Raw genomic sequence first — 24,317 nt, forward strand, 5'->3', positions numbered from 1 at the left:
GGCGCGGCGCGACAATCGCCCGATGCTGACGATCAACAAACTCATCTCGCAGGGCCGTGGCCTGGCGGCTGTGCTGCTCAAGCGCGCGCCCAGCATCGAGCTCGATTGGGACCTGCGGCAGAAGAGCCGCTTCGAGGCCACCGATTCCAGCGGTCGCCAGCTGGGCGTGTTCCTGCCGCGCGGCACCGTGGTGCGCGGTGGCGACGTGCTGGTGGCCGAGGACGGCTCGCTGGTGCGCGTGCAGGCCGCGCCGCAACCGGTGCTGGTGGTGCGCCACTGCAGCGAACATGGCACCCCGTTCGACCTGCTGCGCGCGGCCTACCACCTGGGCAACCGCCATGTGCAGCTGGAGCTGAAGCCCGACCACCTGAAGCTCGAGCCCGACCATGTGCTCGCCGCGCTGCTCCGCCAGCAGCACCTGATCGTCACCGAGGCGAACGAACCCTTCGAGCCCGAGGGCGGTGCCTATGCGTCGGGTGGCCACGACCATGCCCACGCCCACCACGACCACGGTCACGCGCACGACCATGGGCATGGGCATGGGCACGATCATCACGACCACGACCACGACCACGACCACGATCACGGTCACGAGCACTGATGTCCGCGCTGCTGGCGCTGATGCGGCTGGCCTCGCCGGCGCTGCCGGTAGGGGGCTTCAGCTATTCGGAAGGGCTGGAGCCGGCGGTCGATGCCGGCCGTGTCCATGACGAGGCCAGCGCCGGCGCGTGGCTGCTGGACCAGCTGCGGCTGGGCCAGCAGCGTGCCGAGCTGCCGCTGGTGGCCGCGGCCTTCGAGGCCTGGCAGGCGGGCGATGGCGCCCGCATCGCCGCGTTGAACGACTGGGCGCTGCAGACCCGCGAGACCTGCGAGCTGCGGCTGCAGGCCGAGCAGATGGGCCGCTCGTTGGCCGACTGGCTGCGCCAGCGCCGCCCCGACGATCCGCGCGTCGCCGCGCTGCGCGCGCTGGGACCGGCACCTGCCTGGCCGATCGCCTTCGCACTGGCCGGCGTCCACAGCGGCGCCCCGCTCGACGAGGTGCTGCTGTGCAGCGGCTTCGCCTGGGCCGAGAACATGGTGCAGGCCGCGCTGAAGGCCGTGCCCCTGGGTCAGAGCGCGGGCCAGCGCCTGCTCGATGCGCTGTCGGCAGCCTTGCCCGACACGGTGGCGGCGGCCCGCGCCATCGCACCGTCCGGCGATGCCGGGCGCCAGAGCTTCACGCCGATGCTGGCCGTGCTGTCGGCCCGCCACGAAGCGCAGTATTCGCGCCTGTTCCGCTCGTAGCACACGCGGCCCTCCGACCCGGCGCTGGCATGCCGCTCGCTACACTGCGCCGATGAATGCCCCGCTGCACACGATCGCCCGTCGCACCAAGAAGCTGCCGCCGCTGCGGGTGGGCGTCGGCGGACCGGTGGGTTCGGGCAAGACGACGCTGGTCGAGATGCTCTGCAAGACCATGCGCGAGCGTTGGGACCTGGTGGTCATCACCAATGACATCTACACCAAGGAAGACCAGCGGCTGCTGACCGTGGCCGGTGCGCTGGAGCCCGAGCGCATCATGGGTGTCGAGACCGGCGGCTGCCCGCACACCGCGATCCGCGAAGATGCATCGATCAACCTCGAGGCGGTCGACCGCATGCTCGAGCGCTACCCGGATGCCGACATCGTGTTCATCGAATCCGGCGGCGACAACCTGGCCGCAACCTTCAGCCCGGAGCTGAGCGACCTGACGATCTACGTGATCGACGTGGCCGCCGGCGAGAAGATCCCGCGCAAGGGCGGGCCCGGCATCACCAAGAGCGATCTGTTCGTGATCAACAAGACCGACCTGGCGCCTTACGTCGGTGCCGACCTGTCGGTGATGGAGGCCGACACGCGCCGCATGCGGCCGAACCGGCCGCATGTGATGACCAACCTGCGGACTCGGCAGGGCCTGGACGAGGTGGTGAGCTTCATCGAGCGCCGCGGGCTGCTGCTCGGCTGACAGCGCCCGCCTGGGGCGCGTCAGGCCGGTGCGGTCGTCAGGCGGTGGCGACCGCCTCCGGCGCGGCCATCGGCGTTACCGGCACGCTGCAGGCCTTGCCACAGGCGTTGACCGCCGCATCGAACACCTCGCGCGCGCAGTCGTGGCAGCAGCCACAGTGGCTGGCCACGCCGGTCAGGTCCTGCAACTGCTCGAAGTTGCTGACGCCCTGCTGCACCGCGCGGTGGATATCGCGGTCGGACACTCGGCGGCACAGGCAGACGATCATGGCAGGCACCCAGCTTGGATGCCCGCAGTCTACACGCTAATGCGAATTGTTCTCAATCACCCATCCCCGGATACCGGTTATTGCGGTGGCCGGGTTCACGAAACTGCGCCGATCTGCGTTTGCAGGTAGTTCTGTTCACCGACCTGGGACACCAGCTCGATCTGGGTTTCCAGGTGGTCGACATGCTCTTCGGTGTCTTCGAGGATCTCGCGAAACAGGTCGCGGCTGACGTAGTCGCGCACGCCCTCGCAATGGGCGATCGCCTCGCGCAGGTGGGCCACCGAGCCCATTTCGATCTTCAGGTCACAGGACAGCACCTCGATCGCGTTCTCGCCGATCATCAGCTTGCCCAGGTCCTGGAGGTTCGGCAGGCCTTCGAGCATCAGGATGCGCTCGATCAGCTTGTCGGCGTGCTTCATCTCCTCGATTGATTCCTCGTACTCGTGCTTGGCCATGCGGCCGAAGCCCCAGTTCTTCAGCATCCGGCAATGAAGGAAGTACTGGTTGATCGCGGTGAGTTCGTTCTTCAGCTGGGCATTGAGGTAGGCCAGCACCTGGGCGTCACCCTTCATCTGCGTTCTCCGGTATGCGGTGGCGGCTATTCTCACGCCTCGCCGCATGCAGCGGCGACGATTCCGGAGTTCAACTCATGCTGGTCAACTGCGTCGCGTACCAGGCGGGCACCAAGCTCGCCGACATCCCCGTCGAATCGATCAGCGACCATCTGGCGCGCCCCGGCTGCTTCGTCTGGGTGGCGCTACGTGACGCCACCGAGGACGAGCTGAAGCAGGCGCAACAGGAATTCGGCCTGCACGATCTGGCGATCGAAGACGCGATGCATGGCCACCAGCGACCGAAGCTCGAGGAGTACGGCAGCACGCTGTTCGTCGTGATGCACCTGGTGGAGTTCAGCCCCACCGACGAACTGCGGCTGGGCGAGGTGCACGTGTTCGCCGGGCCGAACTTCGTGCTGTCGATCCGCAATCGCAGCACGCAGGGATTCCTGGGGGTGCGCCAGCGCTGTGAACGGGAGCCGGATCTGCTGCGCCTGGGCGCGGGCTTCGTGCTGTACGCGTTGATGGACGCTGTCGTTGATCGCTATTTCCCGATCGTCGATGCGCTGGAAACCGAGCTCGAGATGATCGAAGGCCAGATCTTCGAGCGCAACGCCGGCCGCGCCAACATCGAGCGCCTGTACGACCTGAAGCATCGCGTGACCTCGCTGCGCCATGCGGTCGCCCCGCTGCTCGACGCGGTGGGCAAGCTGCACGGCGGCCGCGTGCCGGCGGTGTGCAGTTCCAGCGAGGCCTACTTCCGCGACGTCAACGACCACCTGTCGCGCATCCTGACCTCGATCGACACCATCCGCGACACCATCGGCACCGCAATCCAGGTGAACCTCTCGATGGTGACGATCGAGGAGTCCGAGGTCACCAAGCGGCTCGCGGCCTGGGCCGGCATCTTCGCGGTGGCCACCTTCTTCGTCGGCGTCTGGGGCATGAACTTCGAGCACATGCCCGAGCTCAAGTGGGCCTGGGGCTACCCGGCCGCGCTCGGCCTGATCGGCGTCACCTGCGGGGTGATGTGGTACCGCTTCCGCCGCGCCGGCTGGGTCTAGGAATCGCTGGCCTGCTTCAGCAGCTTGCTCACCTCTTCCTGCGCCGGGAACTCCTTGCCCAGCTTGGCCAGCGACTCGAGCTCGGTGCGCGCCGACTTCTTGTCGCCCGACTCCAGGTAGATGCGCGCCAGGTTCAGGCGGAAGCCGGGGATCTCGGGCATCTGCGCCACCACCTGCTTCTGCAGCTCGATCGCCCGCGGGAACTGCTTCTCGCTGGACAGCACCATCGCCAGGGTGTCCATCAGCGCCGGCCGCCCGGGCGCGACCTTCACCGCCCGTTCGGCATAGGCCAGGGCACCGGGCTTCTTCTGCCGCATCTGCAGCCAGGCGACGTTGTTCAACGCCATCGCGTTCTCGGGCTGGCGCTTCAGCACCTCGAGGTAGCGCGTCTCGGCCAGCGGGAGGTCGTTCGACGCAATCGCCACGTCGCCCAGGTAGAACAGGAACTGCCCATCGTCCGGATGGTCCTTGAGCCAGCTGTCGGCAAACTTGGCGGCCTCGGGTGCGCGCTGCGCCGCGGTGAGCGTCAGGTGCAGCTTCGACGCGGCCACCGACGCCTCGTTCTTCGTCAGCGCCTTGCGGAAGGCGGCCAGGGCCGCGTCCCAGTGCTTCTGCGAGGCTTCGATCTCGCCCTCGGCCACGAAGCCGGCGCCGTCGTCGGGGCGGCGCTCCTGCAGGCGCTTGGCGGCCTTGATCGCTTCGCCGAACTTCTGCTGGCGCCAGGCCAGCGCAATGGCCAGCCGGTGGGCAGGGAGCGAATCGGGCTCGCGTTCAAGCGCCTTCTGCACATCGCGCTCGGCGGTGTCGAGTTCCTTCGCTGCAATGTGGGCCTGGGCCAGGCCGAGGTAGCCCACGGCGGCATCGGGCCGCAGCGCGATCAGCTTGCCGTAGCTGCTGATGGCCTGCTGCCGATCGTCCACCGCCAGCTGGGTGCGGCCCAGGCGCTCGAGCAGGTCGACGTTGTTGGCGATGGTGGTGTTCGCCGCCTGCGCGGCCGCCAGCGCGGCCTTGCGGTCCGGCAAGTTGATCAGGTAGTCGATCTGCGCCAGCCGTGCCGGCACGTCGTTCGGGTTGGCCGCCACCGCGTCGGCAAAGAGCTTGACGATCTCGGCCGTCGGCGCACCGGTGCGACCCTTCACCTCGGCCAGTGCCAGCAGGGCATTGGTGTTCTTCGGGTCCAGCTTCAGGATCGCCTGGAAGCGACCCTGCGCCGCCTCGGGCTGCTTCTCGAGCATGTCGATCGCCGCCAGCCCGGCAGCGGCCGGCAGGAACTTCGGGTCCCTGCTCTGGGCCTGTTCAAATGCGGCCCGCGCGGCCTTGAAGTCCTGCTTGACCAGGTAGACGCGCCCGCGCAGGTTGGCGGCCACCGGGCTGTCGGGCTGCTTCTTCTCCAGCGCGTCGATCGCCTTCAGCGCTGCGTCGAACTCCCGCCGCTGCATGCGAGCGCTGATGAGCGCGAGGTCGACCGCACGCCCGCCATCGGATGCGGCAATGCGCTGCAGTTCGGCCAGCGACGCATCGGCATTGCCGTGGTTCAGTTGCGACAGCGCCACCGCGGCGCTCAGTCGCTTGTCGTCGGGCTTGAGCTTGGCGGCCTTGGCGAAAAGGGCCTCGGCCGCCTTGTTGTCGCCGGCCAGCAATTGGGCCTGTGCCGCCAGCGCCAGCACCGCCGGCGACGGGGTCGGGGAGTCGAGCAGCGGCTTCAGGGTGCTCAGCGTCTTCTCGGGCTGACGTGAACGCAGGTAGGTGTCGGCCAGCAGGCGGCGGGCTTCTGAGGCGTTGGGGGCCAGCTGCACGGCGCGGCCCAGCAGCACCTCGGCCTGCTGCAGTGAACCCACCTGCAGTTCTGCGGCCCCGGCCAGCTGCAGCGTGCGCACGTTGTTGGGCGCGGCCTGCAGCACCGGCTGCAACAGCTCGCGCGCCTGCTTGTAGTCGCCGCGCGCGAAGGCCACCTGCGCCTCCAGGTAGCGCGTCTGGGGATGGTTGGGTTTGAGCTTCTTCAGTTCGTCGAGCTGTCGCGCCGCGCCGTCGATGTCACGGTTCAGCAGCAGCAGGGTAATCAAGGACCCATGCGCCTCGGCCAGGTCCTTGCGCGCAGCGACGGCCTTGCGGTACTGCTCGATCGCCCCGTTGCGGTCGTTCTTGCCCTGCCACAGCAGGTCGCCCTTGAACTGCAGCGCGTCGGTGTTGTCGGGCACGCGGGCCAGCAACTCGTCCAGCACCGCCAGCGCGCCATCCAGGTCGCCGGCACTGGCCTTCAGGCGGGCACTCATCACCACCGCAGGCGCGTAGCGCGGCGAAATGCCCAGGGCCTTGTCGACAGCCGCCCGGGCATCCTCGGCAGCGCCTTGCAGCGCATACGCCGTGGCCAGCGTGGTCTGCAGCTCGATGTCCTGCGCCGGATCCTTCAGGTCGGCGCTACCGTACTCGTCGGTGAGCTTCTTGGCCTCGCCCTGCGCCAGCAAGGCCCGTGCGCGCAGCGGAACGACCTGCGCCTCCGGGTACTTCAGGTCCAGCGCCCGCCGCAGCTCGACTTCGGCGCCCGCCGCATCGCCCATGTCCAGCAGCGCACGTCCCAGCAGGAACCGGCCTTCACCGGACGACGGGTTCTTCTCCAGCAGGTTCTTCAGCTGGATCACCGCCGCTTTGGCATCCTTCTTCTCGAGGTAGTCCTTGGCCGATCCGAGCAACTCGGTTTCGCTCTTGCCGCCGCACGCCGCCAGGCTCAACGCCAGCAGCGCGGCCCCCAGCCAGGACCATCCCCGTCCCGGTCGATCTCGATGCATCACGGTGTCGTCCCCTCTCAGTGGATTCGGGCCAGCGTGTTCAAGGTGCGCACCGCGCCCTCGCCGATGGCGGCACCAAAGCGCTTGGCCAGGCGCTCGGCCACGTTCTCCCGCGGCGTGTAGTCGATCACTTCCTCGGCCTTGACGACCTCGCGGGCCACGTAGTCGAGGTTGCCGAAGCTGTCGGCCAGACCCAGCTTGACCGCTTCTTCTCCGTTCCAGAACAGGCCCGAGAAAGTGTCCGGCGACTCCTTCAGGCGGGCCCCGCGGCCTTGTCGCACGACGGCGATGAACTGGCGGTGGATCTGGTCGATCATCGCCTGCGCGTAGGCCTTCTGGCGCGCGTTCTGCGGCGAAAACGGATCGAGCATGCCTTTGTTCTCACCCGCGGTCAGCAGGCGCCGCTCGACGCCCAGCTTGTCCATCAGGCCGGTGAAGCCGAAACCATCCATCAGCACCCCGATGGAGCCGACCAGGCTCGCCTTGTCGACGAAGATTTCGTCGGCCGCCACGGCCACGTAGTAGGCACCCGAGGCGCACATCTCCTCGACCACCGCGTAGACCTTCTTCTGGTGCTTGGCCTTCAGGCGGCGGATCTCGTCATTGACGATGCCGGCCTGCACCGGACTGCCGCCGGGGCTGTTGATGCGAATGACCACCGCCTGCGCGCCGCTGTCTTCGAAGGCTTGCCGCAAGCCCGAGATCAGCTGTTCGGCACTGGCCTCGGTGTCGGCCGCGATTTCGCCACGCAACTCCACCAGCGCGGTGTGCGGGCCCGAGGGGGCCGTGCCATGCATGCGCTGTGCGGTCAGGGTCCACAGCAGGACGCAGAACAGGCCGAACCATGCCAGGCGCATGCCCAGGCGCCAGCGCCGGTCCGTGCGACGCTCCTGGAGCAGTTCGCGGGCCAGCTTCTCGAGCGTCTGCTCGATCGCCGGGGTCGCCGGGGTCGCCGGAGGCGAAGGCGGCGCGGCCGCGGAAGGTGCAGGGAGATCGTCGTTCATGGCATGGCGCTTCGGTCAGAGGGACAGCGCGGGTCCGGAGCCCCGGCGCATCAGGTGGCGGGGCGGATGTCGCGGGAAGGATACCAATACACCTGGCCGTCCTGCTCCAGCGTGTCGATCGGCATGAGCCGGCCGCGGCCGCAGGGGCCTGCGACACAGCGCCCGTCGGCCGGCTCGTAGGTCGCGCCGTGGATGGAGCAGATGATCCAGCGCCGCTCCATGTCGAGGAACTGGCCGGGCTGCCAGTCCATCTCGACCGGTACGTGCACGCAGCGGTTCAGGTAGGCCCGCACGCGGCCCTCGAAGCGCAGCGCGAAGGCCCGTGCGGGCTGGCCCCAGAGCCTCACGTCGAAGACGAAGGCCTTGTCGCGCTCGACCAGCTCGGCGGTCGCGCACAGCGGTAGCGGCGCCTCAGGCGTGGCGCTGGAGCCAGTCATGCAGGTCGGCCGTGCTGTGCGCGACGAACAGGGGCCCGAGTTCGGCAAAGGCCTCGGGTGCGTGCGCGCCGTAGCTGACACCGATGCTGGCAGTACCGGCATTGGCCGCCAGCATCAGGTCGTGGGTGGTGTCGCCGATCATCAGGGTGCGCTCGGGTTCGGTGCCGAACTCGCGCATCAGTTGCTGCAGCATCAGCGGATCTGGCTTGCTGGCGGTCTCGTCCGCGGTGCGGGTGCCGTCGAACACGCCTTTCAGCTGGACCGTCTGCAACGCTTCGTCGAGCCCGCGCCGGCTCTTGCCGGTGGCCACGGCCAGCCAGTGGTTGCGCGTCTTCAGCGCGCGCAGCATGTCCAGCGTGCCGGGGAACAGCACCAGCTCGTGCTGGCGCGCGAAGTAGTGGTGGCGGTAGCGCTGGCCCAGCTCAGGATAGCGCGACTCGGGCAGGCCGGGCACCGCATGTTGCAAGGCGTCGCGCAGGCCGAGGCCGATGACATAGGCCGCGTCCGCATCACTGGGCACCGGCACGCCGATGTCCTGGCAGGCGGCCTGGATGCTGCGCACGATCAGCGCGGTGGAATCGAACAGCGTGCCGTCCCAATCGAACACGATCAGGTCGAAACGGCGGGGTCGGGAAGACATGCGTGGGGAGGTCAGTGCGGCTCGGACAGGCGGGCCAGCAGTGTGACGCATTCGGCCGGCAACGGGGCCTGCAACGTGATGCGCTCGCCGCTGGCCGGATGGTCGAAGGCCAGTTGCCGCGCGTGCAGGAACATGCGCTCGAAGCGCAGGCCTTGCAGCCCTTCGCCGCGGGCCAGCTGCTTGTTCAGCGTGAAGTCGCCGTACTTGTCGTCGCCGACGATCGGATGCCCGGCATGCGCCAGGTGCACGCGGATCTGGTGCGTGCGGCCGGTCTTGATCGTGACGTCCAGCAAGGTGTAGGCCTCGAAGGCCTGGGCCACCTTGACCAGCGTGATCGAGCGCTGGCCGTCGTCGGACGCCGGCCCGACCGTGCGAACGCGGCGCTCGCCGGCCGCATCCAGGAATTTGTGCAGCGCGACGTCGATGACTTTCAGCTTGGCTGGCCACTGGCCGATCACCAGGGCCGAATAGGTCTTGCCCGTGTCGCGGGCGCGGAACTGGTCCTGCAGGGTGGTGAGCGCACTGCGCTTCTTCGCCAGCAGCAGCACGCCCGAGGTCTCCTTGTCGAGGCGATGGACCAGTTCCAGGAAGCGCGCCTGCGGCCGGGCGCGACGCAGTTGCTCGATGACGCCGAAGCTCACGCCCGAGCCGCCATGCACCGCCACGCCCGCCGGCTTGTCGATGGCCAGCAGGTGCTCGTCCTCGAACAGCACCGGGAATTCGCGTGGCGGCGCCGGCTTGTCGGCGCCGGCCTTCTCGGCCACCCGCACCGGCGGCACGCGAACCTCGTCGCCGATCGCCAGCCGCGTGTCGGCCGCGGCACGACCCTTGTTGACGCGCACTTCGCCCGAGCGGATCACGCGGTAGACATGCGTCTTGGGCACGCCCTTCAGAAGCCGCAGCAGGTAATTGTCGAGGCGCTGGCCCTCGCCCGCTTCGTCGACGACCAGTCGCTGGACGGCGGGCGCGGCAGGGGCTGGCCTGGCCACGCCTTGCGCTGCGGTCATGTCGCGGTGTCCGCCCGGTTTGCTGCTTATAATGCCGCGGACCACGATTGAGCCCTAAGTGCTTGATTTTCCAGAGTTTACCCGGGCATGCCGGGCTTGATCGTGGTGGCGCGCCGTACCAGGCGCACCAAAACAAGCGTTGATGCAACACCTGGCGCAGCGCGGCAGGCTCCCTCGCCACAGCGGGTGGGCGGCCCCGCATGAACCGGTGGAAGAGACACGTCGTTCATAGCCATCCCGTCATTGGGAAGAAACCAGCTCATGGATGGCAGACCCGGCCAATACATGCCTGATCTGTCATCCGCGGCCAGCCCTCCGGTTCGCATGTGCCCCCAACTCCTTGCCCGAAGCAGCGCCCTCCGTGGCGCCGCGCGCAGCGTCGCGCCCGGCGAGGCCTTGGCGGCACCGCCAACCGACATGCGCTCGCCGCACGCGGCCCCGCTGCCCACCTGACCCGTCGAACGGTCACTGCAGTCAAGGGCGATTCCTCCATCGGCTAGTACGCGTTGCTCGTGCATCGGATGAGTCGCCTGCCCCTCGCGGGGCCGGTGACCGTGTGAACGCGCGCCGCCACGGCGGCGCGTGCGGACAGGAGTGCACATGAAGCGCATGCTGATCAATGCCACGCAGCCGGAAGAGCGGCGCCTGGCAATCGTCGATGGACAGAAACTGCTCGACTTCGAGACCGAGATCGAGGGCCGCGAACAGCGCAAGGGCAACATCTACAAGGCGGTGGTGACGCGGGTCGAGCCTTCGCTCGAGGCCTGCTTCGTCGACTACGGCGAGGACCGCCACGGCTTCCTGCCGTTCAAGGAAATCTCCAGGCAGTACTTCCGCGACGGCATCGAGCTGAAGAACGCGACCATCAAGGACGCGATCAAGGAAGGCCAGGAACTGCTGGTGCAGGTCGAGAAGGAAGAGCGCGGCAACAAGGGCGCGGCGCTCACCACCTTCGTCTCGCTGGCCGGCCGCTACCTGGTGCTGATGCCCAACAACCCGCGCGGCGGCGGCGTGTCGCGCCGCATCGAGGGCGAAGACCGCGAGGAGCTGAAGGAAAACCTCGAGCAGCTCGACTACCCCAAGGGCATGAGCCTGATCGCCCGCACCGCCGGCATCGGCCGCTCGGCCGCCGAGCTGCAATGGGACCTGAACTACATGCTCAAGCTCTGGTCGGCGATCGACGCCGCCAGCAAGGCCGGCAAGGGTGCCTTCCTGATCTACCAGGAATCGAGCCTGGTGATCCGCGCGATCCGCGACTACTTCACGTCCGACATCGGCGAGATCCTGATCGACACCGACGACATCTACGATCAGGCCCAGCAGTTCATGAACCACGTGATGCCGGAGTCGGCGTCACGGGTCAAGCGCTACCGCGACGATGCGGCGTTGTTCAGCCGCTTCCAGATCGAGCACCAGATCGAGACGGCCTTCAGCCGCACCGTGAACCTGCCCTCGGGCGGCGCGATCGTGATCGACCACACCGAGGCGCTGGTCAGCGTCGACGTGAATTCGGCCCGCGCCACGCGCGGCGGCGACATCGAGGAAACCGCGACACGCACCAACCTCGAAGCCGCCGACGAGATCGCGCGCCAGATGCGGCTGCGCGACCTGGGCGGCCTGATCGTCATCGACTTCATCGACATGGAGGAGTCGAAGAACCGCCGCGAGGTCGAGCAGCGCCTGCGCGACGCGATGCGCCAGGACCGCGCCCGCGTGCAGTTCTCGTCGATCAGCAAGTTCGGCCTGCTCGAACTCAGCCGCCAGCGGCTGCGCCCTGCGCTGAGCGAAGGCAACCACATCACCTGCCCGCGCTGCAACGGCACCGGCCACATCCGCGACACCGAATCCTCCGCGCTGCAGATCCTGCGCATCATTCAAGAGGAATCGATGAAGGACAACACCGCCGCCGTGCACGTGCAGGTGCCGGTGGAGGTGACCAGCTTCCTGCTCAACGAGAAGCGCACCGAGATCACCAAGATCGAACTGAAGCAGCGCGTCACCGTGCTGCTGGTGCCGAACAAGCACCTCGAGACGCCTAACTACAAGCTGGAGCGGCTGCGTCACGACGATCCGCGACTGGAGAACCTGCAGGCCAGCTACACGATGATCGAGGAGCCGGACGACGAGGTCTCGATCAGCCGGCGCGAAAAGGCCAAGCCCAAGCAGGAGCCGGTGATCAAGGGCGTGCTGCCCGACCAGCCGGCACCGTTGGCGCCTCCCAGGCCCGAACCGATGCCCGCAGCGCCGGCACCGGCAGCGACACCCGCCCCGGCGGCCCCGTCGCTGACACCGAGCTGGGCCGCCACGCCGGCCCCTGCGGCCGGCAGCGGCTTCTTCGGCTGGATCAAGAAGCTCTTCGGCAGTACGCCGCCGACCCCGGCCCCCGAGCCCGTGACCGCACCGTCCGTCGCCGAGCCTGCACAGCCCGCTGCCCCCGGCGGCGAGAAGCGCGAAGGCCGCGACGGCCGGCGTGGGGAGCGTGGCGGACGAGGTGACCGCGGCGGCCGTGGCCGCGAGGGCCGAGACAACCGTGAAGGACGCGAGACCCGCGAGGCCCGGGGCGAACGCGCTGAACGCGGCGAAACGCGCGCTGAGGGGCGCGCCGAACCCCGCGGCGAGGGTCGCGGTGAAGGACGTAGCGAAGGCCGCGGCGGCCGCCGCGACGGCCGCGACAGCAATCGCCGCGGCGATCGATCGACCGAAGGCGCTGACAGCCCGGACACCGCCAGCCGCCGCCCCGCACGCCCCGAGCGTGAGCCGCGGGCCGATGCACCCGAGGCAGCCGCGCTGGCCGAGCTGCCGACCGATCTGGCACCGGGCGCCGAGATCACCGAGGCCCCGGAAGGCGAGCGCGACGAGCAGCGCCGTCGGCGCCGCCGCCGCGGCGGCCGCGGTGGCCGTGACGAAGCGCCGGGCACGATCGATGCCACGCCGGAAGCCGGGACCGATACCGCCGAGCGCGCCGTCGAGGATAGGCCGTCGGATGTCGAGCCCACCGCGGAACTGGCCGGCGACGACAGCAACCGCCGCCGTGGCCGCGGCGGGCGCGATCGTCCCCGCCGCGAGCGCCGGGACGAGGCCGATGCACAGCCACCGGCGCTCGAAGAGAGCGGCAGCAGCGAGCCACCGGCAGCCGAGCACGCGCCGGCCGCCATCGAAGCCCTCGCGCCGACACCGGCACCCGGGCCGGCGCCGAAGGTCGTGGTCGAGCCCTATGTGCTGCCGCTGGAGGAACTGCAACGCATCGCCGAGTCCTCGGGCCTGCAATGGGTGAACTCCGACGTCGAGAAGATCCGGCTGGTGCAGGAAGCCATTGCCGCCGAGCCGCGCGCGGTCCATGTGCCGCGCGAGCGCAGGCCGGCCACGGTGATCGACACGGGGCCGCTGGTGTTGGTCGAGACGCGCAAGGACCTGTCGCAGCTGAAGCTGCCATTCGAGGCGCAGGGCCCGGCCGCCTGATCCGGGCCCGGCGGCCGGGGCGCGGCCGCCGGGGGGTGGCGTACTGTCCACCGCCCCGGCGCGGCGCGTGTCGCGCTACTTGCGCGACCGTGCTTGAACCCGCGGCCGGCTTGCGCGGAAGCTTCGCGGCGCGGCATTGTTGCCGTGCCTCGAAAGCTTCCATGAGTCGCTCCGTCTTGCGCCGCCTCGGTCTCTGTTCCGCGCTGGTCCCGCCGCTGGCCGCGCTGACCGCCTGCTACGTGGTGCCGATCGATCCGCAGACCGGCCGGCCGGTGGCGCTGCCGCCGCCGCAACCCGCCCAGGTGACGATCGTGCAACCGCCACAAGCCGTGGCCGCGCCGTCGACCGCACTACCGGCGCTGCTGCAGGCGCGCCTCTATCCGTTGAACGACGTCGCGCGCGGCGCCGGCCTGGTGAGCGCGACGATCACCGATCACCACAGCGGGCGCGGCAGCATCTCGCTGGTCTACCGCGGACTGCCGATGCAGGGCGATGCAACCCGCGTCGATGGCGGCTACGCCGCCTACGGCCGCATCCACGCCGAGGTGCTGGGCATCGACGGGCGCGACGGCAATGGCCGACGCGGCATTGCCAACGCCTTCGGCAGCAACGGCGTCAGCGCGCAATGCGAATACCGGCTCACCGGGCCCAGCAACGGCACCGGCGCCTGCCTGTTCTCCGATGGCGCGAAATACCAGATGCACTTCGGCGAGTGAACCGCCGCACGGCCATTTCGGTGGCCGCGTCTTTTGTGCGTCAGCAAACGGTCACGGCAGGCGCTCCAGCGCATGCCGGTAGGCCGGCTGGTGCATCAGCTCGTCCCAGGGCAGCGGTGGCAGCAACGGCATCAGGTCGAGGCGTCGCGCCTCGCTGTCGGCATTGGGCTGCCAGCGATCCTGCTCGGCTGCCTGGCTGAGGCCGTCGAGCAGAGCATCGACCGGGGCGCCGCCGTTCAGCGACTGGTTGCACAGCAGCACCATGTCGCAGCCGGCATTCAGCGCGGCGAGCGCACCCTCGAGCGTGCTGCCCGCCGCTCGGGCGCCAGCCATGCTGAGGTCGTCGCTGAAGATCGCGCCCTGGAAGCCGAGCTGCCCCCGCAGGATGTCGCGCAGCCAGCGTGGCGAGAAGCCGGCCGGCATCGCATCGACCTTCGGGTACACGATGTGCGCCGGCATCACCGCACTGAGGCTGGTCGACAACCACTCGTACGGCCGCGCGTCGTCGGCGAGGATGGCCTTCAGCGAGCGTTTGTCGACCGGCAGCGCCACATGGCTGTCGGCCGTGGCGTAGCCGTGCGCCGGAAAGTGCTTGCCGCAATTGCCCATGCCGGCCAGCAGCAGGCCGTGCATCAGGCTCTTGGCCAGCAGCGTGACGACGCGTGCGTCGCGATGGAAGGCGCGGTCGCCAATCACCTGGCTGTGGCCATGGTCGAGGTCGACAACGGGCGTGTAGCTCAGGTCCACGCCGCAGGCGCGCAGCTCGGCGCCCAGCACATAGCCCGCAGCGGTGGCGGCATCGGTGGCGCGCATCGCATCGCGCATCCACAGCTCGCCCAGCACGCGCATCGCCGGCAGGTGCGTGAAGCCGTCGGTGCGGAAGCGCTGCACGCGGCCGCCTTCATGGTCCACCGTGACCAGCAGATCGGGCCGCAGCGCCTTGGCCTCGGCGATCAGCGCGGTCAGCTGCTGGCGGTCGCGCCAGTTGCGGGTGAAGAGGATGAGCCCGCCGGTCAGCGGGTGCTGCAGGCGGCGCCGATCATTGGCATCGAGCTCGGTGCCGGCAACGTCGATCACGAGCGGGGCATGTAGCACGGCATCAGCAGTCATGGGGAATCGGTCGTTTCGACAACCACGAACGATGCGGCGTAGTCGGTTTCATCGGTGACGGTGACATGGGCACGCAGGCCGCGCGCGCTGAACCACTCGGCGAGCTCGCCATGCAGGCGGATCTCGGGTTTGCCGCTGGGCAGGTTGAGGATCTCGCAGGCACGCCAGCTCATCGGCGAGCGGATGCCCAGGCCAATGGCCTTGGAAAAGGCCTCCTTGGCGGAGAAGCGCGTGGCAAGGTAGGCCACGCCACGCGTGTCGACACGGGCCCTGCGCGCATGGAAGACCTGGATCTCGGCGGGCCCCAGCACGCGCTCGGCGAAGCGATCGCCGCGGCGTTCCAGCGTCGCACGGACGCGCCGCACGTCGCACACATCGGCGCCGATGCCGTAGATCATCGGCCCGCCGGTTGAAACGCCCGCTGGATGCAGCGTTGGTAGTCGCGCACGGTGTCGGCCAGGCCGAGTTCCAGGGCGTCGGCGATCAGCGCGTGCCCGATCGACACTTCCTGCACGCCTGGCACCGCACGCAGGAAATCGGTGAGGTTGGCACGGTTCAGGTCATGGCCGGCATTGATCTGCAGGCCCGCCGCGATGGCTGCCTGGGCCGCCGCCACATAACGCGCCAAGACAGCGGCCTGTTCCGGCTGGCCATGCGCACCGGCATAGGACTCCGTGTAAAGCTCGACCCGTTCGGCGCCGGTGGCTGCGGCCTGGGCCATGGCCTCAGGATTCGGGTCCATGAACAGGCTCACCCGCACGCCCAGCGCCTGCGCCTCGGCCACCAGGGGCTTCAGGCGCTCAAGATCGCCCGGGAAGATCCAACCGTGGTCCGAGGTGAACTGGTCGGTGCTGTCGGGCACGAAGGTGCACTGGTGCGGGCGCACCGCGCGCACGAAGTCCATCAGGTTATGGAAGGGGTTGCCCTCGATGTTGTACTCGGCCTCGGGCCACTGCCGCATCAGCGCCGCCAGGTCGTGCACGTCCTGGCCACGGATGTGGCGCTCGTCCGGCCGCGGGTGAACGGTGATGCCCTGGGCACCTGCTTCGAGCGCGATGCGCGACAGGTGCACGACATCGGGAATGCCGAGATGCCGCGTGTTGCGCAGCAGCGCAATCTTGTTGACGTTGACCGACAGCGCGGTACGGCCGCCATGATGGAAAGCTTCGGGAGCAACAAGCGGATTCATCGCGAGCCGTGTAGAGAGGTTGGCGCATCGAGCAGGCGGCGCACTTCAAGCATGGCAGCCCGTGAGCGCAACTGCGACGAACCGAGATGATAGTGAAGGAGGCCTCGCAACTGCAGGCGCAGCGCCTGCAGTTGCAGACCGCAGGCCTGGCGCAGCGTGCTCATGTCATCGGCATCGAGCGCCATTTGCAGCGCCTGGCAGGTGGCGGCGTGCAGCCCGCCGTCGGCATTGCCGGCCGGCACCAGCCCCGCTTCGGCGCGCAGGGCATAGGCCAGGTTCGGTTGCAGGGCTTGCTGGGTCATCGTCATGCGGTCGAGCTCCGGAAGCACGCCGGTCTCTCGCAGCAGCAGCAGCTCGAAGGCGCGCAGCGGCGCCTCGTCACTTGCCTGGCGCAGCGCCTGCAGCGTATCGGCGTACGCATCGAAGAGGCGCGCATGGGCGTCCTGGCGCGGCAGCAGCTTCATCAGCAGTTCGTTCAGGTAGAAGCCCGAGAACAGCTGCGCAGGCGGCAGCGCCGCGCTGCTGCCCGGCGTGCCCGCATATTCGGCGCTGCGAAGGGTGAGGATGTCGCTCGCTTCGTCGGCCTTGGGCCGGCCCAGCAGCACCTGCACGCGCTGGAATGGCAGCAGCACCGCCCTCAGTTGTGAGTAGGGCCGCTTGGCACCCTTGGCCACCACCGCAACGCGCCCCTGCTCGCGCGTGAACAGGTCCAGGATCAGGCTCGTCTCGCTCCAGTCCCACTGGTGCAGCACGTAGGCCGGCTGCCCGCCGGACTTGCTCATTCGTAGCCGTAGGAGCGCAGGTGCGCCTCGTCGTCGGCCCAGCCCGACCGCACCTTGACCCAGATCTCGAGAAAGACCTTCGCCTCGAGCAGGCGCTCGAGCTCCTGGCGCGCCTCGCTGGCGATGCGCTTGAGCTGATGACCGCCCTCACCGATGATCATGCCCTTGTGCGCCTCCCGCTCCACGACGATGGTCGCCGCGATGCGGCGCAGGCCGCTCTGCTCTTCCTCGAACTTGTCGAGCACGACAGTCACGCTGTAGGGCAGCTCGTCGCCGGTCAGGCGGAACAGCTTCTCGCGGATCAACTCGGCGGCCAGAAAGCGCTCGCTGCGATCGGTCAGCGCGTCCGGTTCGTAGAGCCACGGCTGCTCGGGCAGGTAGGGCGCGACGATCTTGAACAGGCGCTCGACATCGTCGGTCTTGCGCGCCGAGATGGGCACGAATTCGGCGAACGGATGGCGCTCCTGCATGCTCTTGAGCCAGGGTAGCATCTCCTGGCGGCGCGTCACCGCATCGAGCTTGTTGGCCACCAGCACCGCAGGCTTGCCCGGCGGCAGCAGGGCCAGCACCTTCGCATCGTCGAGGTTGAAGCGCCCCGCTTCGACGACGAACAGCACCACGTCGACGTCGGCCAGCACGCCCTGCACGGTGCGATTGAGGCTGCGGTTCAGCGCGGTGCCGTGACGCGTCTGGAAGCCCGGCGTGTCGACGAAGACGAACTGCGACTCGCCCAGCGTGCGCACACCGGTGATGCGGTGCCGCGTGGTCTGCGCCTTGCGCGAGGTGATGCTGATCTTCTGGCCCACCAGCGCATTCAGCAAGGTTGACTTGCCGACGTTGGGCCGGCCGACGATGGCGATCAGGCCACAGCGCTGCGGCGGCTGGTCGGTTTGCGGAGCGGGATTGGCAGCGTCGTTCATGGTGCACTAGGACCGCAGCGGGCCGCCAGGCCGGTCGCTGGCCTTGAGCTTGGCGAGCAGGCGGCGCGCGGCTTCCTGCTCGGCAGCGCGCCGCGAGCGACCTTCGCCCTGCTCGGCCACGCCCAGGGCCGGCGCCGCGCACTCGACGTCGAAGGTCTGGGCATGGGCCTGGCCGCGGGTGGCGACGATGCGGTAGGTGGGCACCGGCAGCTTGCGCGCCTGCAGCCATTCCTGCAGCTCGGTCTTGGCGTCCTTGCTCCAGCTGTCGGCCTCGGTACCACTGATCAGTTCACCGAAGAGCTGACGCACGAGCTGAGCGGCTGGCTCGAACCCACCGTCCAGGTAGGTGGCGCCGATCACGGCCTCGACCGCGTCGGCCAGGATCGAAGGGCGCTGGGCGCCTCCGCCCCGCGCCTCGCCGTCGGACAGGCGCAGCACCTCGGGCAGGCCGAGCGTGAGCGCAGCGCGGTGCAGACTGTCCTCGCGCACCAGGTGCGCCCGCACACGGGTCAGGTCGCCTTCGTCGGAGCCGGCGAAGCGCTCGAACAGCAGGCTCGACACGGCGAGGTTGAGCACCGCGTCGCCGAGGAATTCAAGCCGTTCGTTGTGGTCGGCGCTGAAGCTGCGGTGCGTCAACGCCCGCTGCAGCAGGCGCGGGTCATTGAAGCGCCGCCCAAGGCGGGACTGCAATGCATCGAGTCGGCCGTCCATGATGAAGATGCCGTTCAGGCGACGAGCCTCACTTCGACTCGCCTTCGTACTTGATCAGCAGGTAGACCGGCTTGATCAGCTCGACTTCCTTCTGGTACGCGAAGCGGATGACCACCCGGTCGTTTTCCTTGGTGATGTCCAGGTCCTTGCCGCCGATCGACTCGATGGAGTACTCGATCTCCTTCTGCCGATCAAAGGCCGCGCGGATGGCCGCGACCGTGGGCGGCGCACTGGCAGCGATCTTGTTGACCGCCGTCTGGATGGCTTGGAACTCGAGCACCGTCGGCACCGTGCGCACGAGCACGTAGCCGACGAAACCGATCACCACCGCCCAGCTCAGCAGGCCGATCAACGTGACACCGCGCTGCGCGCGAAGACGGAGGGAATGGCCCAGGGTGTGCTTCATGTCGTGTGGGTGCCCGAGCGCGATGCTCAGTCGAAGCTGCCGATGCGCCCGAGGTTACCGAAATTCATCCACACGAGGAACGCCCTGCCCACAATGTTTTCGTCGGGCACGAAGCCCCAGTACCGCGAGTCCTCGGAGTTGTCGCGGTTGTCACCCATCACGAAGTAGTGCCCGGGCGGCACCTTGCAGACCACACCCTCGGCGCTGTAGCGGCACTGGTCACGAAACTTGACGAACGCCTCCTTCGGAATCAGCGGCGGACCGGCATCCGGGTTCACCAGGATGTTGTGCTTCACCGTCCCCAGCTGTTCGCTGAACATCGGCGCATAGCGGATGCTGTCGGCGTCGTAGTAGGGTTTGTCGGCCCGCGCCTCGGCCACGGGCTTGCCGTTGATCGAGAGCTTCTGGTTCAGGTAGGCCACCTCGTCGCCCGGCACGCCAACCACGCGCTTGATGTAGTCGATGCGCGGGTCCATGGGGTAACGGAAGACGATCACGTCACCCGCCTTCGGCTCGTGATTCGGGATGATCTTCTGATTCAACACCGGCAGGCGGATGCCGTAGTGAAACTTGTTCACCAGGATCAGGTCGCCGACCAGGAGCGTCGGAATCATCGAGCCCGATGGAATCTTGAAAGGCTCGAACAGGAACGAACGAAGCAGGAAGACGATCAGGATCACCGGAAAGAGACCGGCCGTCCAGTCGAGCCACCAGGGCTGCATCAACAGGCTCTGGCGAGCCTTCTCGATGTCGCCATCGACCTGCGTGATGCCCTTCCTGGCCAGCTCCGAGCGCCGCTGCGCGTCCTGCTCGACCAGGGCACGCGCGGCGGCGGCGCGCGCCGGGGCGAAGTGGAATCGCTCGGCCAGCCAGTAGCCCAGCGTCACCAGGCTCAGGATCAGCAACAGCAGCGAGAAGTTGCCGATCCAGTAGCCTGCGTACCAGCCGCCGAGGTAGACCGCAAGCGCGCCGAACAGCGCGACGGTGAGAGCACTCATGGTTCTGTCTTCTAGTCCTCGACTTGCAGGATGGCCAGGAAGGCTTCCTGCGGCACCTCGACCGTGCCGATCTGCTTCATGCGCTTCTTGCCGGCCTTCTGCTTCTCCAGCAGCTTGCGCTTTCGGGTGATGTCACCGCCGTAGCATTTTGCCAGCACGTTCTTGCGCAGCGCCTTGATGTTCTCGCGCGCGATGATGTTGGCGCCAATGGCGGCCTGGATCGCCACGTCATACATCTGGCGCGGGATCTGTTCGCGCATCTTCGCGGCCACCGCGCGGCCGCGGTACTGCGACTGGCTGCGGTGCACGATCATCGCGAGCGGGTCGACGCGATCGCCATTGATCATGATGTCGACCTTCACGACATCGGCAGCGCGGTACTCCTTGAACTCGTAGTCCATCGAGGCATAGCCTCGCGAGACGCTCTTGAGCTTGTCGAAGAAGTCCAGCACGATCTCGGCCAGCGGCAGCTCGTAGGTCAGCATGACCTGCTTGCCGTGGTAGGCCATGTTCATCTGCACGCCGCGCTTCTGGTTGGCCAACGTCATCACCGGCCCGACGCAGTCCTGCGGCATGTACAGGTGCACCGTGACGATGGGTTCGCGGATCTCGCGGATGCGCCCCAGGTCCGGCATCTTGCTCGGGTTCTCGACCTCGAGCACCGTGCCATCGTTGAGCTCGACCTCGTAGACCACACTGGGTGCGGTCGTCACCAGGTCCTGGTCGAACTCGCGTTCCAGGCGCTCCTGCACGATTTCCATGTGCAACAGACCGAGGAAGCCGCAACGGAATCCGAAGCCCAGTGCCTGGCTCACCTCGGGCTCGAAGCGCAGCGAGCTGTCGTTGAGCTGCAGCTTCTCCAGCGCATCGCGCAGCTGGTCGTATTCGCTGGCCTCGGTCGGATAGAGGCCGGCGAAGACCTGCGGCTGGATTTCCTTGAAGCCAGGCAGCGGCTCGGTGGCCGGGCCGGCGTTGTTCGGCAGCTTCTTCTCCAGCGTGACGGTGTCGCCCACCTTCGCGGCCTTCAGCTCCTTGATGCCAGCAATCAGGAAGCCGACCTCGCCGGCGCGCAGCTCGTCGCGCGGCTCTGACTTGGGCGTGAACACGCCGAGTTGTTCGAGTGGGTAGACCGCACTGGTGGCCATGAGCCGGATGCGATCGCCCTTCGCGAGGCGGCCGTCGACGACACGCACCAGCATCACGACGCCGACGTAGTTGTCGAACCAGCTGTCGATGATCATCGCGCGCGGCGGTCCGTCGGGCTGGCCGCGCGGCGCCGGCATGCGCGCGATCACCGCCTCGAGGATGTCGTCGATGCCTTCGCCCGTCTTGGCCGAGCAAGGGATCGCATGGCTGGCATCGATGCCGATCACGTCTTCGATCTCGGCCCTGGCACGCTCCGGATCGGCCTGCGGCAGATCCATCTTGTTGAGCACCGGCACCACCTCGACGTGCAGGTCGAGCGCGGTGTAGCAGTTGGCCACCGTCTGCGCCTCCACGCCCTGACTCGCATCGACAACCAGCAGCGCGCCTTCACAGGCCGACAGCGAGCGACTCACTTCGTACGAGAAGTCGACGTGGCCGGGCGTGTCGATCAGGTTGAGATTGAAGACGCGCCCGTCGCGGGCTGTGTACTGAAGCGCGGCGGTCTGCGCCTTGATCGTGATGCCACGCTCCCGCTCGATGTCCATCGAATCGAGCACCTGCGCCTCCATCTCGCGATCACTCAGGCCGCCGCAGCGCTGGATGATGCGGTCGGCTAGCGTGCTCTTGCCGTGGTCGATATGGGCAATGATGGAGAAGTTGCGGATGTGGTCCATGAGACAGAGAGGTCGCTGGCGCAGAGGAGGAAGCGGGGGAACCGCTTCGTGGCGCGAGCTGGTAGCGCCAAAGCGATGCGACGGCCCGTTGGGCGCTTGGAAGCTAAAAAAAAGGCACGTCCAAGAGGAGACGCGCCTTCCAACAAAAGGTTATGGCAACTGCTTGTTGGGCCTTCATTGTAGCCAAATCCATCCCGGTGGAAACCGCACCGTTGCTTGTTTTCCGGCCGTTGCGAGGTGCCAACAGACACCAATCATCCACAGCTTATCCACAATCATCGACCGACATCCAGGACGCTGGTAGGAACCCTGAGTTCGACCAGCTGATGGTGCTAAACAGCCCCTCTTGTCAGCCCATTCTAACCAGCCGGCGACACAATCACGGACCCGGCATTCGGAGGTGACCGTTCACCAACTTTTCAACCGGCAAGAACGGCAAATTGACTGATCCATGCCCACCGAAAGAGGTCTTCGTAGAGCCCGGTCGGATGCCGTATTGCGGAAAGACCCGCCAGATCAGTCGGATGAGTGGTCGCCATCAGAGCTTCAGCGACTCGGACGTATGACGAGGTAGTTGACCCACTCGCCGCGCCGCACCATCACGCTGACGGCACGCGACTTCTCCGCCTTGGCGGCAACCGTCATGAACTGCTTGACGTCCGCGATCTCGACGTTGTCCAGGATCAGCAGCACGTCTCCCTCACGCACGCCGGCACGTGCACCCGCACCGTCGGCCGCCTCGACGCGAACCCCACCGCGAATTTTGAGTTCGCGCCGCTGCGCCTCGGTCAGGTCACTGACGGTCAGGCCCAATGCCGTCTTGCCCGCCGCGGACGGCGCTGGCTCCGCCGTGGACGGCGAGCGGGCCGATGCCGAGTCGGCCTCGAACTCGGCCACCGTCACCGTCACGTCGCGATAGCTGCCGCGCCGGAACACCTGCAGCGTTGCCTTGCTGCCCGGCTTGATAGCACCCACGATACGCGGCAGGTCGACCGAGCCGTCGATCGTCTTGCCCTCGACCTTGGTGATGATGTCGCCGGCCTCGATGCCCGCTTTCTCGGCCGGCTGGCCGGATTCGACGCCTCGCACCAGCGCGCCGGCGGGCTTGCCCAGCCCGATGGCCTCGGCGACCTCCTTGGTCACCGGGGCAATCGACACGCCGATTCGACCACGGATGACGCGCCCGTTGACCCGCAGTTGATCGGCCACGCGCATCGCCTCATCGATCGGGATCGCGAATGCAATGCCCATGTAGCCGCCCGAGCGGCTGTAGATCTGCGAATTGATGCCGACCACCTCGCCGCGCATGTTGATCAGCGGCCCGCCCGAATTACCAGGATTGATCGCCACGTCGGTCTGGATGAACGGCAGGTACTCACCGGTCTCGCGCCCCTTGGCACTGACGATGCCGGCCGTCACGCTGTTGGCCAGGTTGAAGGGCGAACCGATCGCCATCACCCACTCGCCCACCTTCAGTCGCCCGACATCGCCAACCTTCACCGCCGGCAAGCCATTGGCCTCGATCTTGACCACGGCCACGTCGGTGCGCTTGTCCGCGCCGATGAGCTTGGCCTTGAACTCGCGCTTGTCGGTGAGCGTGACCAGCACTTCATCGGCGCCGTCCACAACATGCGCATTGGTCATCACGAAGCCGTCAGGGCTCAGGATGAAGCCCGAGCCGACGCCCCGCTGCTGTGGCTCGTCGTCGTTGTTGTTGCCACCTCGGGGTGCACCTCGCCCGCCCGGCAAGGGAATGCCGAAGCGGCGGAAGAACTCTTCGAGCCCGGGGTCAACGCCGCGTTCCTGGCCGGCATTGCCGCCACGCACGCGCTCCAGCGTGCGGATGTTGACGACGGATGGCCCCACGCGCTCCACCAACTCGGTGAAGTCAGGCAATTCCGCCTTGGCCTGCACGGGGCCGGCGAGCAGGCCCAGCACTCCGGCACTTGCAACGGCCGCCAGCACCAGTCGGCGCCCCCAGGAAACTGCGATGGTCAAGCTATCCCTCCAGCATCCGGACCATCCGGAAATTCTTCAAAGTCGAGCCAGGCCGCCGCTCACGGCTTGCGTTGCCACACCGACTCGAATTGCTGCACCGTGGCCATCGGCACGTCACCGACGATCGTGATCCACCAGTCGCCATTGCGGCTCATCAACGTATTGGTGGCGCCCAGCACCGTGCGCATCGGCTTGTTGCGCTGGGGATCGAAGCGTTCGACGAAAACCGAGACGTGCGTCAGGCCATCGGAAAAGACGGCCTGCAGCGCCGTATCGGCAGGCCCTCCCTCGGCGACCGGATCCAGCGGGCGCCTGACACAGCTCACCAACTGGAAGCCCGGGACACTGCGCGCAAGGCCCCAGCCCTCGGCCTCGAGCTGGGTGCGCACGGCCTGGGGCCGGACCACGCGGTAGCCCTCCAGCTTCTTCATCGGTCCGAGCACCGTGTCTGCCGCCAGCTTGCC

At 67.8% G+C, this 24,317-nt stretch carries 24 protein-coding genes; 6 read left to right on the plus strand and 18 right to left on the minus strand.

Annotated elements, in window-relative coordinates:
• The first annotated feature begins 22 nt into the window (after nt 1-22).
• The 3 genes from ureE to ureG are packed head-to-tail and all read left to right on the plus strand — an operon-like array spanning nt 23 to nt 1,984.
• Nucleotides 23-601 (plus strand): urease accessory protein UreE, encoded by a 579-nt coding sequence (ureE, locus tag ACILR4_RS21715; protein ID WP_395702966.1) that lies wholly within the window; start codon nt 23-25, stop codon nt 599-601.
• On the plus strand, nt 601-1,284 hold the full coding sequence (locus ACILR4_RS21720) for an urease accessory protein UreF (RefSeq protein ID WP_395702967.1): 684 nt from the start codon (nt 601-603) through the stop codon (nt 1,282-1,284). Before ureE ends, ACILR4_RS21720 begins: the two co-directional genes overlap by 1 nt.
• A gap of 52 nt (nt 1,285-1,336) precedes the next feature.
• On the plus strand, nt 1,337-1,984 hold the full coding sequence (ureG, locus tag ACILR4_RS21725; RefSeq protein WP_395702968.1) for an urease accessory protein UreG: 648 nt from the start codon (nt 1,337-1,339) through the stop codon (nt 1,982-1,984).
• A 37-nt stretch (nt 1,985-2,021) separates the two neighbouring features.
• Here ureG and ACILR4_RS21730 read toward each other — a convergent pair whose 3' ends face one another.
• Together ACILR4_RS21730 and bfr are read right to left on the minus strand one after the other, a co-directional pair.
• Nucleotides 2,022-2,252: a bacterioferritin-associated ferredoxin gene (locus tag ACILR4_RS21730; RefSeq protein ID WP_395702969.1), complete on the minus strand. Its 231-nt coding sequence runs from the start codon at nt 2,250-2,252 to the stop codon at nt 2,022-2,024.
• Nucleotides 2,253-2,347: 95 nt separating this feature from the next.
• The gene (gene bfr, locus ACILR4_RS21735; protein ID WP_395702970.1) at nt 2,348-2,824 is read right to left on the minus strand and encodes a bacterioferritin; all 477 of its coding nucleotides are present in this window, start codon (nt 2,822-2,824) and stop codon (nt 2,348-2,350) included.
• Nucleotides 2,825-2,901: 77 nt separating this feature from the next.
• Here bfr and corA point away from each other — a divergent pair, with 77 nt between their 5' ends.
• The gene (gene corA / locus ACILR4_RS21740) at nt 2,902-3,870 is read left to right on the plus strand and encodes a magnesium/cobalt transporter CorA (protein WP_395702971.1); all 969 of its coding nucleotides are present in this window, start codon (nt 2,902-2,904) and stop codon (nt 3,868-3,870) included.
• Here the strand turns inward: corA and prsT are convergent.
• Genes prsT through ACILR4_RS21765 form a run of 5 tightly spaced genes read right to left on the minus strand, consistent with a single transcriptional unit; the run spans nt 3,867 to nt 9,744 of the window.
• Nucleotides 3,867-6,656 carry an XrtA/PEP-CTERM system TPR-repeat protein PrsT gene (prsT, locus tag ACILR4_RS21745; protein ID WP_395702990.1) on the minus strand — a complete coding sequence of 930 codons (2,790 nt, stop codon included), beginning with the start codon at nt 6,654-6,656 and terminating at the stop codon, nt 3,867-3,869. The genes corA and prsT overlap by 4 nt on opposite strands.
• A gap of 17 nt (nt 6,657-6,673) precedes the next feature.
• Nucleotides 6,674-7,660: a S49 family peptidase gene (locus ACILR4_RS21750; protein ID WP_395702972.1), complete on the minus strand. Its 987-nt coding sequence runs from the start codon at nt 7,658-7,660 to the stop codon at nt 6,674-6,676.
• Between the two features lie 50 nt (nt 7,661-7,710).
• Nucleotides 7,711-8,097 (minus strand): Rieske (2Fe-2S) protein, encoded by a 387-nt coding sequence (locus ACILR4_RS21755; protein ID WP_395702973.1) that lies wholly within the window; start codon nt 8,095-8,097, stop codon nt 7,711-7,713.
• On the minus strand, nt 8,072-8,737 hold the full coding sequence (locus tag ACILR4_RS21760) for an HAD family hydrolase (protein ID WP_395702974.1): 666 nt from the start codon (nt 8,735-8,737) through the stop codon (nt 8,072-8,074). The genes ACILR4_RS21755 and ACILR4_RS21760 overlap by 26 nt, the downstream gene beginning before the upstream one ends.
• Nucleotides 8,738-8,748: 11 nt before the next feature.
• Entirely contained in the window at nt 8,749-9,744 is a 996-nt protein-coding gene (locus ACILR4_RS21765; RefSeq protein ID WP_395702975.1) for an RluA family pseudouridine synthase, read from the minus strand.
• A 600-nt stretch (nt 9,745-10,344) separates the two neighbouring features.
• Here ACILR4_RS21765 and ACILR4_RS21770 point away from each other — a divergent pair.
• The gene (locus tag ACILR4_RS21770) at nt 10,345-13,203 is read left to right on the plus strand and encodes a ribonuclease E/G (protein ID WP_395702976.1); all 2,859 of its coding nucleotides are present in this window, start codon (nt 10,345-10,347) and stop codon (nt 13,201-13,203) included.
• 161 nt (nt 13,204-13,364) lie between these two features.
• A complete protein-coding gene (locus ACILR4_RS21775; protein WP_395702977.1) occupies nt 13,365-13,919 on the plus strand; it encodes a hypothetical protein in 555 nt (184 codons plus the stop codon).
• Nucleotides 13,920-13,970: 51 nt separating this feature from the next.
• On the opposite strand, the gene nagZ is transcribed toward ACILR4_RS21775, so the two are convergent.
• The 11 genes from nagZ to ACILR4_RS21830 form a co-directional block, all read right to left on the minus strand.
• Nucleotides 13,971-15,029: a beta-N-acetylhexosaminidase gene (gene nagZ / locus ACILR4_RS21780; protein ID WP_395702978.1), complete on the minus strand. Its 1,059-nt coding sequence runs from the start codon at nt 15,027-15,029 to the stop codon at nt 13,971-13,973.
• On the minus strand, nt 15,026-15,427 hold the full coding sequence (gene acpS, locus ACILR4_RS21785; protein WP_395702979.1) for a holo-ACP synthase: 402 nt from the start codon (nt 15,425-15,427) through the stop codon (nt 15,026-15,028). Before acpS ends, nagZ begins: the two co-directional genes overlap by 4 nt.
• Nucleotides 15,424-16,218, minus strand: a complete 795-nt coding sequence (locus tag ACILR4_RS21790) for a pyridoxine 5'-phosphate synthase (protein WP_395702980.1) — start codon at nt 16,216-16,218, stop codon at nt 15,424-15,426. Before ACILR4_RS21790 ends, acpS begins: the two co-directional genes overlap by 4 nt.
• Nucleotides 16,215-17,000 (minus strand): DNA repair protein RecO, encoded by a 786-nt coding sequence (gene recO / locus ACILR4_RS21795; protein WP_395702981.1) that lies wholly within the window; start codon nt 16,998-17,000, stop codon nt 16,215-16,217. Before recO ends, ACILR4_RS21790 begins: the two co-directional genes overlap by 4 nt.
• Entirely contained in the window at nt 16,997-17,920 is a 924-nt protein-coding gene (gene era, locus ACILR4_RS21800) for a GTPase Era (RefSeq protein WP_395702982.1), read from the minus strand. Before era ends, recO begins: the two co-directional genes overlap by 4 nt.
• A 6-nt stretch (nt 17,921-17,926) precedes the next feature.
• Nucleotides 17,927-18,631 carry a ribonuclease III gene (rnc, locus tag ACILR4_RS21805; protein WP_395702983.1) on the minus strand — a complete coding sequence of 235 codons (705 nt, stop codon included), beginning with the start codon at nt 18,629-18,631 and terminating at the stop codon, nt 17,927-17,929.
• 28 nt (nt 18,632-18,659) lie between these two features.
• Nucleotides 18,660-19,037 carry a DUF4845 domain-containing protein gene (locus ACILR4_RS21810; RefSeq protein ID WP_395702984.1) on the minus strand — a complete coding sequence of 126 codons (378 nt, stop codon included), beginning with the start codon at nt 19,035-19,037 and terminating at the stop codon, nt 18,660-18,662.
• A gap of 26 nt (nt 19,038-19,063) precedes the next feature.
• On the minus strand, nt 19,064-20,035 hold the full coding sequence (gene lepB / locus ACILR4_RS21815; RefSeq protein ID WP_395702985.1) for a signal peptidase I: 972 nt from the start codon (nt 20,033-20,035) through the stop codon (nt 19,064-19,066).
• A gap of 11 nt (nt 20,036-20,046) precedes the next feature.
• Nucleotides 20,047-21,855, minus strand: a complete 1,809-nt coding sequence (gene lepA / locus ACILR4_RS21820) for a translation elongation factor 4 (RefSeq protein WP_395702986.1) — start codon at nt 21,853-21,855, stop codon at nt 20,047-20,049.
• A 546-nt stretch (nt 21,856-22,401) separates the two neighbouring features.
• Nucleotides 22,402-23,853 (minus strand): Do family serine endopeptidase, encoded by a 1,452-nt coding sequence (locus ACILR4_RS21825; protein ID WP_395702987.1) that lies wholly within the window; start codon nt 23,851-23,853, stop codon nt 22,402-22,404.
• 59 nt (nt 23,854-23,912) lie between these two features.
• Nucleotides 23,913-24,317: MucB/RseB C-terminal domain-containing protein (locus tag ACILR4_RS21830; protein WP_395702988.1), on the minus strand; the 405-nt coding region annotated here is incomplete at its 5' end.

It is taken from the genome of Aquabacterium sp. (assembly GCF_044226965.1).
GTDB lineage: Bacteria > Pseudomonadota > Gammaproteobacteria > Burkholderiales > Burkholderiaceae_C > Pseudaquabacterium.

Excerpts from the sequence above, each read along its gene's own strand:
- ACILR4_RS21790 (WP_395702980.1), bottom strand. The coding sequence starts at position 16,218 with ATGAATCCGCTTGTTGCTCCCGAAGCTTTCCATCATGGCGGCCGTACC.
- nagZ (WP_395702978.1), bottom strand. The coding sequence starts at position 15,029 with ATGACTGCTGATGCCGTGCTACATGCCCCGCTCGTGATCGACGTTGCC.
- prsT (WP_395702990.1), bottom strand. The coding sequence starts at position 6,656 with ATGCATCGAGATCGACCGGGACGGGGATGGTCCTGGCTGGGGGCCGCG.
- lepB (WP_395702985.1), bottom strand. The coding sequence starts at position 20,035 with ATGAGTGCTCTCACCGTCGCGCTGTTCGGCGCGCTTGCGGTCTACCTC.
- ACILR4_RS21730 (WP_395702969.1), bottom strand. The coding sequence starts at position 2,252 with ATGATCGTCTGCCTGTGCCGCCGAGTGTCCGACCGCGATATCCACCGC.
- acpS (WP_395702979.1), bottom strand. The coding sequence starts at position 15,427 with ATGATCTACGGCATCGGCGCCGATGTGTGCGACGTGCGGCGCGTCCGT.
- bfr (WP_395702970.1), bottom strand. The coding sequence starts at position 2,824 with ATGAAGGGTGACGCCCAGGTGCTGGCCTACCTCAATGCCCAGCTGAAG.
- corA (WP_395702971.1), top strand. The coding sequence starts at position 2,902 with ATGCTGGTCAACTGCGTCGCGTACCAGGCGGGCACCAAGCTCGCCGAC.
- ACILR4_RS21770 (WP_395702976.1), top strand. The coding sequence starts at position 10,345 with ATGAAGCGCATGCTGATCAATGCCACGCAGCCGGAAGAGCGGCGCCTG.
- ACILR4_RS21775 (WP_395702977.1), top strand. The coding sequence starts at position 13,365 with ATGAGTCGCTCCGTCTTGCGCCGCCTCGGTCTCTGTTCCGCGCTGGTC.
- ACILR4_RS21750 (WP_395702972.1), bottom strand. The coding sequence starts at position 7,660 with ATGAACGACGATCTCCCTGCACCTTCCGCGGCCGCGCCGCCTTCGCCT.
- recO (WP_395702981.1), bottom strand. The coding sequence starts at position 17,000 with ATGAGCAAGTCCGGCGGGCAGCCGGCCTACGTGCTGCACCAGTGGGAC.
- ACILR4_RS21720 (WP_395702967.1), top strand. The coding sequence starts at position 601 with ATGTCCGCGCTGCTGGCGCTGATGCGGCTGGCCTCGCCGGCGCTGCCG.
- era (WP_395702982.1), bottom strand. The coding sequence starts at position 17,920 with ATGAACGACGCTGCCAATCCCGCTCCGCAAACCGACCAGCCGCCGCAG.
- ACILR4_RS21765 (WP_395702975.1), bottom strand. The coding sequence starts at position 9,744 with ATGACCGCAGCGCAAGGCGTGGCCAGGCCAGCCCCTGCCGCGCCCGCC.
- ACILR4_RS21810 (WP_395702984.1), bottom strand. The coding sequence starts at position 19,037 with ATGAAGCACACCCTGGGCCATTCCCTCCGTCTTCGCGCGCAGCGCGGT.
- ureG (WP_395702968.1), top strand. The coding sequence starts at position 1,337 with ATGAATGCCCCGCTGCACACGATCGCCCGTCGCACCAAGAAGCTGCCG.
- ACILR4_RS21755 (WP_395702973.1), bottom strand. The coding sequence starts at position 8,097 with ATGACTGGCTCCAGCGCCACGCCTGAGGCGCCGCTACCGCTGTGCGCG.
- lepA (WP_395702986.1), bottom strand. The coding sequence starts at position 21,855 with ATGGACCACATCCGCAACTTCTCCATCATTGCCCATATCGACCACGGC.
- ureE (WP_395702966.1), top strand. The coding sequence starts at position 23 with ATGCTGACGATCAACAAACTCATCTCGCAGGGCCGTGGCCTGGCGGCT.
- ACILR4_RS21760 (WP_395702974.1), bottom strand. The coding sequence starts at position 8,737 with ATGTCTTCCCGACCCCGCCGTTTCGACCTGATCGTGTTCGATTGGGAC.
- rnc (WP_395702983.1), bottom strand. The coding sequence starts at position 18,631 with ATGGACGGCCGACTCGATGCATTGCAGTCCCGCCTTGGGCGGCGCTTC.